Below are 9,329 nucleotides of genomic sequence, written 5' to 3' on the forward strand. Positions count from 1 at the left end.
GCCAGCAGCTCGGGCAGCGCGTCGGCGGGCCGGTCCGTACGGGCGAGTGCGGCGAGCGCCGCTTCGGCGAGCCGCACGTCCGGGGAGTCGGTCCAGCGTCGTACGAGATCGGCGCCGCGGCCCGGGACGAGGGCGGCCTGCGCGACGGCTGCGGCACGCTCGAAGAGCGGCAGCGCGGCGTCCTCGGCATGGTCCGCCAACTGTCGTGCCACCGCGTGCTGATGGCGTGGTACCCAGCGCCGTACGTCACGGACCACCGGTACGGTCCAGGGGGTGCCCTTGGTCAGGAAGCGGCCGTACGGAGGAGCCTCGGCGAGCAGCGGGTCGAGCAGATCGGTGCGGCGCCGGGTGACGATCCCCACGACGGGCCACAGCACGCCCGCGGACGGTTCGGACGCCAGTACGCGGGCCACCCGTTCGTCGCGGGTCGCGGGCGGCTCGAGCCACAGTTCGATCGCACAGCGCATGGTCACGTCATCGCCGTACCGGACGGCCTGCCAGAGCAGGTCCTGCAGTTCGGGCATACCGGCGGCGCGCCGCCCCACCGCGCGGGCGAGCGTGAAGGCGAGGCTGTAGTCGGCCTTTTCCGCGCCCGCCTCGATCCAGGGGCGCAGGGCCTCGTACACCTGGTGCTCCTGGCCGCGCCGCAGGGCCGTGTCGAGGCGGCCGAGGTCGACGTCACCGGTGTTGCCGGATATCCGGACCAGGGTGCGCAGGGCCCAGTTCACCAACTCCCGTCGCCCGCCCGCCGCGTGCTCGCGCAGGACGGACAGGGCGAGGCGACTGAGGTTGTGCCGGGTGGCGGGCGAGGAGTCGCGGGCCTCGACGGCGTCCGCGGCGATACGGTCGAGGTGCGGCTCGGCATCCTCGGTGAACAGCGCCGGCCGTACCCCGGACAGTGCGCCGAGCGCGGCCGAGCGCACCGGGTCGTGTTCGTTGCGCAGCCGGCCCATCTCCTCCAGGACGGAGGTGACGGCGGCGGAGTCTGCGGAGCGGGCGGCGTTGCGGATGAGCAACGGCCAGGCCTCGGCACGGTCTTCGGCGGCCGGGCGGCGGGTGGCCTCGACCAGCCGTTCGCGCGCCTCCGCGACGGGCAGGAAGGACTCGGCGAGCAGCACGGAGTTCCAGAGGGCGCCGCGCTCGCGGGCGACGGCGGCCATGCGGCGGGCCTCCTCCGCCACACAACTGCGCGGCAGGACGTCGAGGATGACCGCGTCGATGGTGACGTGTCCGGCTCCTCGGCCTTCCTGCGCGGCCCGGTAGAAGGCGTGGCGTCGCGCAGGCGGCAGCGCCTTCACGAGCGGCGCGAGATCCCCCCAGTCGGCCAAGCTCCGGCTGAATGCCAGGAGTTCGGGTGCGCCGGAACGGGCAAGCCTGCGCAGCACGGCTGGCCTCAGGGCCCGGTAGCGGCGCGCGGCGAATCCAGTGGGGGTGAGCAGCAGCCGCAGCATCCGGCTCGGGTCGGCCGCCGCGAACCGCGGGAAGTGGTCGTGCAGTCGGAGGGGCAGGGTGGCGGGCCCGAAGCGTTCGAGAAGGTCGAGCACGCGCAGGGGCTCCGCCGCGACCGCGGCGGCCACACCCGGGACGTACCGGCCCCACCAGGTGTCCCGCAGGGCCTCGGGAAGCGCCGCCAACTCGTCTTCGGCGACGTCGAGAAGGGCGCCGGGATGCCGCCTGGCGAGGGCCTTCCAGCCGGTGACGGCGTGGAAGAGTTCGGGCAGCAGCCGGGCGACCGTCTCCGGCGCGCACCCCGGCAGCAGGCGGGCCGCCTCCGCGTCGCCCCAGTCCCGCCGCAGCCTCGGCAGCAGCCGGTCGGCCAGTGCGGTGCGCCGTCCCACGACGATCGCGCGCAACAGCTCCCTGCGGACCGCCTCCGGGGCGTCGTCGAGCGCCGACTCGTAGGCGGAGTCGGGGACTTGAAGGCTGTCCGCGACCCGGAGAGCCTGTCCGCGCACGAAGGCGTCCGGGTCGGCGATGCGGTCCGCGATCCACTCGGCGTCGCCGCCGACGGCGGCCGCGACGACGGCGATCCCCCGTTCGTACGGACCGCGGGATTCGAGTTCTTCCAGCACGGGCCGCAGCGGGACCGGCTCCCGTACCCGCAGGGCGAGTTCGCGCATGCGCTGGGGGAAGGGCAGCGGGTCGAGGGCGTTGAGCAGACTTTCGGCGTGCCGCTGCGGGGTGCGATCCATGCGGGGATTGTGCCTGCTGAAGTACGCGCGGCGTACTGATTTCCCGGTGCGCTCCGGCGGGCCGGGGTCATCGTCCGAAACCCTGGGGGAAGGGGGCGGGGTGGCTGGATTCGAACCAGCGTGTTCCGGTTTTGGAGACCAGGTGCGCCTGCCTCTGCGCTACGGCCCCGCCCTTGAGGCCTAGCGTAACGGCGCCGTTCGGTGGACGCTGCGTACGGCGGCGACGTCGGCGGGGACCGACGGCACCGGGATGTGCGCGCTGAGCGCGTCCAGGCGCCGCTTCACACTGGTCGCGATGGACTGCCCCAGCACGAACCGGGTCGCGGTCGCGGCGCGCGGGGCGGTGTCGAGGAGACGGTGGGCCTCGCGGCTGCGCATGCCGGTGTGGGCGAGGACGAGGTGGGTGAGGCGGTGTTCGGCGCTCGCGAGGGTGTGTGCGATGTCGGTGGCCGCCGTGAGGTCGACGCGGTTGTCGGCGGCGCCGAGCACCGCGGCCGCCCGCACCCGCCCGAGGTCGAGCAGGGCGACCCCCGCCGCGGTCGCCGCCGCCACCAGCCGGGCGGCGGCGTACGGCCCGATGCCGTTGCTGGCGACGGAGAGCCGGGCGAGCCCTCCGTGCGGTGCCCGTGCCAGCGCCTCGGCGAGACGCAGCGCGCCCGCGTCACCCAACTGTGCTGCTGATACGTAGAGTTCGTCGACCGCGCCCTCGGCGATCAGCACGGACAGCGGCACCGCACCCGCCGCGCCCAGCGGATTGCCGCCCACGAACAGCCGCTCGACGCGGCGGCCGTTCTCCGCCGCGGCGAGAAGGGCGTCGGTGAGGACGACGGCGCCCGTCGCGTCGAGCCCGGTCTGCACGAGGTCGAGGGTGCGCAACGACCGGGCGGCCTCGACGAGTTCGGCCACGGCACGCCCTCCCCCGCTGCCGAGCGGGTTGCGTTTGAGCCAGACGCCCGTGACGACCCGCGGTGAGGCGCGGAGGTTGTCGGCGATGCGGCAGGCGCCGCCCGCGGTGATCCCGTTGCAGCCGAGGTACAGAGTCTCGACCTCGGCACGCGCGGCGACCGCGGCGGCGCCCTCGTCGCCGAGCCCGTCGGTGCCGAGCAGCAAGTGCCGTACGGGAGAGGGTCCGTCCGAGACGGCGGACATCTCGGAGAGGGCCTCGGCGACCAGCGCCGCGCCCCGCGCTCCGAGTCCCTGCTTGCACAGGTCGAGGCGCCCGTCGGGCAGCGCCGTACCGGCCGTGAAGTCCAGCCGCTCGCCGGCCGGGCGGCCGTCGCGCAACCAGTCGAGCAGCGGGGTGAGTTCAGTCAAAGGGCGCGGTACTACCGGCGGCACGCCCGCGAACCGCGGGTCCGGTTTCCGCTCCGGCTCGGTCACCATTCCGCCTCCCGGTAGTCCTTGAGGAACACCCCGGACACGGGTGTGCCCGCCTCGCCCCGCACGATCGGGTCGTACACCCGGGCCGCTCCGTCCACGATGTCGAGGGGGGTGCGGAACCCCGCGCCCGCCATCCGCTCCTTCTTCGGGGCGGGGTTCTCGTCGGTGATCCAGCCGGTGTCGACGGCGCACATGTGCACGCCCTGCTCGGCGAGTTCGGTGGCGCTGGTGCGTGTGAGCATGTTGAGGGCGGCCTTGGCCATGTTGGTGTGCGGATGGCCCGCCGTCTTGTTGCGTACGGCGAAGCGGCCCTCGACGGCGGTCACGTTGACGACATATCGCCGCGGGTGGGGTGAGGCGAGCAGCAGGGGCAGCAGCCGGTCGCAGAGCAGTGCCGGGGCGAGCGCGTTGACCAACTGGGTCTCCAGGACCTCGGCCGGGTCGAGTTCGCCCAGCCGGGCCGACCAGGAGTTCTCCGGGGAGGGATCGGGCAGCAGCCCGGCCTCGTCGGCCTCCCGCAACGCCGCGGGGAGCGCCGAGGGACCGCTCGCCAGCGTCCGCATCGGCGTGAACCCCGGCGCCTCCCGAGCCCCTTCTGGCAGCCCGGCGCGCTCCCCGCCGGCCAGCAGCGCGTACGACTCGGCGGGCCGCCGCACCGTCTGCGCGGCGTTGTTGACCAGGATGTCGAGGTGCTCACCCTCCTGCCTCAGCTGCTCGCAGATCCCCAGTACCTGACGAGGATCACGGAGGTCCACCGCCAGCACCGTCAGCCGGTCCAGCCACTTCGCGCTGCCCGGTTCGGCACGGAAGCGACGCATGGTGTCGTGCGGAAAGCGGCTGGTCACCAGGAGTTCGGCGCCGTCGCGCAGCATCATCAGGGCCAGCTGGAAACCGATCTTGACCCGGCCTCCGGTGAGCAGCGCACGGCGGCCGCTCAGGTCGGTGGTGAGCGCACGCCGGGCGGTGTTGTCCGAGGCGCAGTCCGGGCACAGCCGGTGGTAGAAGGCGTCGACCTGTCGATAGGGCGTCTTGCAGACATAGCAGGAACGGGGCTTCACGAAGACGCCGCCGCCCCCGGGACGGTCGAGCGGTGCGTCCTCCCGCCGGTCGAGCGCTCCCGTCGCGGTCGCGGCCATCACGGCCGCGTCGGCGGCGGAGAGTTCGGCGCCGCGCACCTTGCGCCTGCGCACCCGCCCGTCCCGCGCGAAGGACGCGGCGACCTGTTCGGCGCGCAGCCTCACCGGGTCGTCGACGGGCAGCGCCCGCAGCTTGCCGACCGTACGGTGGAATGCCGCCAGTTCGTCCTGCGTGATCGCGCCGCCGTCACCCATGTGTCCCCGCCCCGCGTGTGCGCCGCCGTGGTCCTGACCGGATTCGAACCGGCGTATCCGCCTTGAGAGGGCGGCGAGTCTGCCTCTGCTCTACAGGACCCTGCTGTCCCGGTCCGTCCGGCCGGACGCAGCCCGGACGACCGGATTCGAACCGGCGTATCCGCCTTGCCAAGGCGGCGAGTCTGCCTCTGCTCTACGCCCGGGTGCGCCACGGGGATCCTAACCACCGCCCACCGGATCGCCCCACCGAATTACGGCAGGGCACCGGACCGGAGCAAGGCACCGGACCGGAGCAAGGCACCGGACCGGGGCAAGGCACCGGACCGGAGCAAGGCGCCGCCCGGACGCGGCCGTTCACGGCGTCCGGCGCGGGGCCCTGCGTCGCAGGGGTCAGTTCGGCGTCGCAGGGGTCAGTTCTGGTCCGCGCGCCGGAGGCTGAGCCGTTCCTTCTCGGACAGGCCGCCCCAGACGCCGAAGCGTTCATCGTTGTTCAGCGCGTACTCGAGGCAGGCGGAGCGCATCTCGCACATCCCGCAGATGCGCTTTGCCTCACGCACCGAGCTGCCCGGCTCGGGAAAGAAGAAATCGGCCCCGGTCTGCGCGCACAACGCCTGCTCCTGCCAGGCGGAGTCGGCCGGGGTCATGGTGTCGGTGTGCATGACGAAGATCGTGCCGCGCGACGAAAAACGTTCGATCAACGCGGGATCAACGCCACGTTCCGAGGTGCCAGGCGGCTCGCCGCAAAGTATGAAAACAAAACAAACATAACCGATCACCCAGAGTAATCGCAATGGTCTCTCCGGCCCGCGGCGGGAGTCCTGGCAGCGATTGTCAGTGGGCGGTGCCAGACTCGGCAGTACAGGCAACGGGACCCCTCAAAGGAGGGCACAACATGCTCACCACCCGTTTTGTCACCGGCGCTCCGAACTGGCTCGATGTCGGCACCCCCGACATCGAAGGCGCCTCATCCTTCTATGGCGGCCTCTTCGGCTGGCAGTTCCAGTCGGCAGGACCCGACGCCGGCGGCTACGGTTTCTTCCAGCTCGCCGGAAAGACCGCCGCGGGCGGTATGCAGACCACCGAGGAGCAGGGTCCGCCCTCCTGGACGGTGTACTTCCAGAGTCCCGACGCGCAGGCCACGGCCAAGGCGGCGGAGCAGGCCGGCGGCAGTGTGATCGTCCAGCCCATGGATGTCATGGGCCAGGGCCACATGGCGATTCTCGGGGACGAGGCGGGTGTGTCCTTCGGCATCTGGCAGCCGGCCCTGACCAAGGGCATCGACGTGGCGGGTGACCCGGGTTCGCTGTGCTGGGTCGAGCTCTACACCCCGGACGAGCCGGCGGCCGCCGCGTTCTACAACTCCGTGTTCGGCTGGGAGACCTCGGCCGCCGTGTTCCCCGGGGGCACGTACACCTGTATCAACCCGGCCGGGGCGGAGGAGTCGGACATGTTCGGCGGTGTCGTCCCGCTGGCCGACGACCCGACCGAGGCCCGGTCGGGCGCGTACTGGTTGCCGTACTTCGAGGTCACCGACACGGACGCCGCCGTCAGCAAGGCCCAGGAGTTGGGTGGCACGGTCCGGATGCCCGCCACAGACCTGGAGGGCGTCGGCCGCATGGCGAAGCTCGCCGACCCGTACGGAGCGCGCTTCGCGGTCATCAGGAGCGCGACGCGGGAGAGCTGAACATACGGGCCGAGTCGGTGGGGCCCTGCGCTTGGGCCCCACCGACCTCCTCATGGCCGCAGCCGCCGGGGCCCCCGTCCGGGGAATGCACCCTCAGCCCCCCGCGCCGAGGGCTCCGCGCCCCCGGCGGCTCCGACGAGCCCGACCGATATCATCAGTTCCGGGGAGTGCTCCCCGGAACTTTCGGGAGGCGACATGACGAAAGTCGGCGTGAACGGGCCCGATCCGCTGCGGCGGCGCGACGCGCGGCGCAACCGCGAGCTGTTGGTCGAGGCGGCTCGCGAGGTGTTCGCCGCGCAGGGCCTGGACGCGCCGCTCGATGTGATCGCACGCCGGGCCGGTGTCGGAAACGCCACGCTCTACCGGCACTTCCCCAGCCGCGCCGCACTGGTCGACGCTGTCTTCCGCGACTCGCTCACGCAGACCATGGACGCAGGAGACCGGGCCCGAACCGCCGAGGACGCCTGGGCGGGTCTGCTGGGATACGTCGAAGAGGTCTTCCAAGCCCTCGCAACCGACCGCGGCACCAACGATCTGATGACCACCCACCTGGAGGGCGTCCACTCCCTCGACTCCGTGCACGCCCACAACCGGGAGACGGTGGAGGTGCTCCTGCGCCGCGGCCGCGAACAGGGCACGCTCCGCGACGATCTCACCACCGAGGACCTCCTCGTCGCGCTGGCCGTGCTCGGCCGTGCCGTCCCGGCCCTCACGAGCACGGCCCCGGACGCCTGGCGCCGCCCGCTCGCCCTCCTCCTCGACGGCCTGCGTGCCTCCCCCACCGCCGCCCCGCTGCCCGAGCCGTCGCTCACCGCGCCCCAACTCGGAACGTTCCTTGGCAACTTGGGACCGCACCGGGACTGAAGAAAGCGAACGGAGACGAACCAGAGCGGGTGGGCGGGCCACGGGGAGCAACGGTCCTACGCGGAAAGCCGCCGTACCAACGTCGTCGGCAGCACCACTCCGGCGGGGGCGCCGTCCGCGCCCAGCTTGCCCGCCCGGCGATCGAGGTCCCGCAGCAGCAGCCGGGCCATCAACCGGCCCATCTCCTCTATGTCCTGACGGACCGTCGTGAGCGGTGGGTCCGTCTGTTCGGCGACCGGCAGCATGTCGTCGAAGCCGATCACGGCGACGTCGTCCGGCACCCGCCGCCCCCGCTCGCGCAGCACCCGCAGGGCTCCCGAGGCCGTCAGATCGTTCGCCGCGAACACCGCCTCGACGTCCGGACAGCGCTCCAGCAGCTCCCGCATCGCACGCTCGCCGCCCGCGGGCGTGAAGTCGCCCTCGACGACGAGCCGTGGATCGGCGTCGCCCATGACGTCCCGGAAGCCGTCGAGCCGGTCGACCGCGGACGTCTGGTCGAGGGCGCCGGTGATGTGCGCGATACGCGTGCGGCCGAGTCCGACGAGATGACGTACGGCCTCGCGGGCGCCGCCCCGGTTGTCGCTGTCGACGTAGACGGCCCGCCGCGCGCCGTCGCCCCAGCCGGGTCGCCCGCCGAACACGGTCGGCACGCCCGCGCCGTGGATCAGCTCCGGCAACGGGTCGTCGAGGTGCAGCGAGAAGACGAGCGCGCCGTCGACATGGCCGCCGGCGAGATAGCGGCCGACGCGCGCGTGGTCGTCGCGGCCCTCGGTGAGCAGCAGGACGAGCTGCGAGTCGTGCGCGGTCAGCTCCTTGCTGATGCCGCGGAGCTGGAGGGCGAAGAAGGGGTCGGCGAAGACCCTGGTCTCCGGTTCGGCGATGACGACGGCGACGGCGTCGTGGCGCCGGGTGACCAGGCTTCGGGCGGCCTGGTTGGGGACGTAACCGAGCTCCTCGACGGCCCGTCTGACCCGCTCGACGAGCGGTTCACGCACTCCGTCGCCGCCGTTGACGACGCGCGAGGCGGTGGCCCGTGAGACCCCGGCCCGCGCGGCCACGGCCTCCAGCGTGGGGCGCGACGCTGTCTCGGTCACCTCAGGGCTCCTCCTCGGCGGTTGCCAAGAAGGATAGCCCCGGGCAGCACGCGATGAGAGCGCTCCCCGACCGACGTCCACCCCGCCGGGAGTCCGTCGTGCGGGCGGTTCCCCCGGGCGAGGATCACGCCATGACCATGAGAAAGGCCCATGTCGCCTGACCGGCTGGCCACCCGTCTGGCCCGTACGCCCGTCTCCCGCGTGTCTACAGGGACCGGCATGTCCTGCACAGCACGGTCGACGCCTACGGGCGCGTGCAATGGCTGTTCACCGAGCGACCGCCCGACCACCTCCGCGAGAATCCGTACGACGCGCTCGTCGTCACGGTCGAAGAGGGTGGGCGACCGTACCAGCACCGCTCAGGCGGCGATGCCCGTGCGGCCGTCGCGCTGTGGAAGGTGACCGGCGACGCCGACGAAGTGCTCCCGGTGCTGATCGAGGCATGGACGGCGACCCCTGCCGCCCGCCCGGAGACGGGCGGCCTGCCTTGGTCGAAACGGGTCCGGCCGCGGCACCCGCGCTGCCCTTCATACGCCGGGAGTCGGTCTCCCCGCGCCGCCACCGCGACGACAACTCCACAGGGAACATGCGCTACGACGTCGTCTCCGGCGAGACGCTGCTGAGGGACTGCCGTCGGCTCGTGGCGGCGTTCGACGGGTGACGCGGTGCCCCCACGCCCAGCCGCCGGACAGGCCCTAGGTCCTGTCGTCAAATTCCCGTCGTCGCCCGGAGGGCGGCTCCGCGGCGTCAGGTGCGTGCTCTCGGCGTGCCGGGCCCTGACCCT

At 72.7% G+C, this 9,329-nt stretch carries 7 protein-coding genes, 3 tRNA genes and 1 pseudogene; 3 read left to right on the top strand and 8 right to left on the bottom strand.

Going from position 1 to position 9,329, the window contains the following annotated elements; all coding sequences use genetic code 11:
- The 7 genes and pseudogenes from ABZ656_RS53300 to ABZ656_RS53330 form a co-directional block, all read right to left on the bottom strand.
- Positions 1-2,192: pseudogene (locus tag ABZ656_RS53300) on the bottom strand (hypothetical protein); the annotation flags it as partial.
- A gap of 94 nt (positions 2,193-2,286) precedes the next feature.
- A tRNA-Trp gene (locus ABZ656_RS53305) sits at positions 2,287-2,363 on the bottom strand.
- A 9-nt stretch (positions 2,364-2,372) separates the two neighbouring features.
- On the bottom strand, positions 2,373-3,506 hold the full coding sequence (locus tag ABZ656_RS53310; RefSeq protein WP_360279329.1) for a ribonuclease inhibitor: 1,134 nt from the start codon (positions 3,504-3,506) through the stop codon (positions 2,373-2,375).
- Between the two features lie 62 nt (positions 3,507-3,568).
- Complete coding sequence (locus tag ABZ656_RS53315) at positions 3,569-4,903, bottom strand: SDR family oxidoreductase (protein ID WP_101402120.1); 1,335 nt, start codon at positions 4,901-4,903, stop codon at positions 3,569-3,571.
- A 28-nt stretch (positions 4,904-4,931) separates the two neighbouring features.
- Positions 4,932-5,003: transfer RNA gene (locus ABZ656_RS53320), tRNA-Glu, on the bottom strand.
- A 31-nt stretch (positions 5,004-5,034) separates the two neighbouring features.
- A tRNA-Ala gene (locus ABZ656_RS53325) sits at positions 5,035-5,106 on the bottom strand.
- 207 nt (positions 5,107-5,313) lie between these two features.
- Positions 5,314-5,562 (bottom strand): WhiB family transcriptional regulator, encoded by a 249-nt coding sequence (locus ABZ656_RS53330; protein WP_177324188.1) that lies wholly within the window; start codon positions 5,560-5,562, stop codon positions 5,314-5,316.
- A 233-nt stretch (positions 5,563-5,795) separates the two neighbouring features.
- Between ABZ656_RS53330 and ABZ656_RS53335 the strand changes: the two genes are divergently transcribed.
- Both ABZ656_RS53335 and ABZ656_RS53340 read left to right on the top strand, forming a co-directional pair.
- Complete coding sequence (locus ABZ656_RS53335) at positions 5,796-6,587, top strand: VOC family protein (RefSeq protein WP_101402118.1); 792 nt, start codon at positions 5,796-5,798, stop codon at positions 6,585-6,587.
- A 195-nt stretch (positions 6,588-6,782) separates the two neighbouring features.
- Complete coding sequence (locus ABZ656_RS53340) at positions 6,783-7,451, top strand: helix-turn-helix domain-containing protein (protein WP_360279332.1); 669 nt, start codon at positions 6,783-6,785, stop codon at positions 7,449-7,451.
- Between the two features lie 56 nt (positions 7,452-7,507).
- On the opposite strand, the gene ABZ656_RS53345 is transcribed toward ABZ656_RS53340, so the two are convergent.
- Positions 7,508-8,545, bottom strand: coding sequence for a LacI family DNA-binding transcriptional regulator (locus tag ABZ656_RS53345; RefSeq protein ID WP_101402116.1), 1,038 nt, complete (start codon positions 8,543-8,545; stop codon positions 7,508-7,510).
- 442 nt (positions 8,546-8,987) lie between these two features.
- Here ABZ656_RS53345 and ABZ656_RS53350 point away from each other — a divergent pair, with 442 nt between their 5' ends.
- Entirely contained in the window at positions 8,988-9,206 is a 219-nt protein-coding gene (locus ABZ656_RS53350) for a hypothetical protein (RefSeq protein WP_360279335.1), read from the top strand.
- Positions 9,207-9,329 lie beyond the last annotated feature (123 nt).

It is taken from the genome of Streptomyces sp. NPDC007095, assembly GCF_040634475.1.
Taxonomy (GTDB): Bacteria; Actinomycetota; Actinomycetes; order Streptomycetales; family Streptomycetaceae; genus Streptomyces.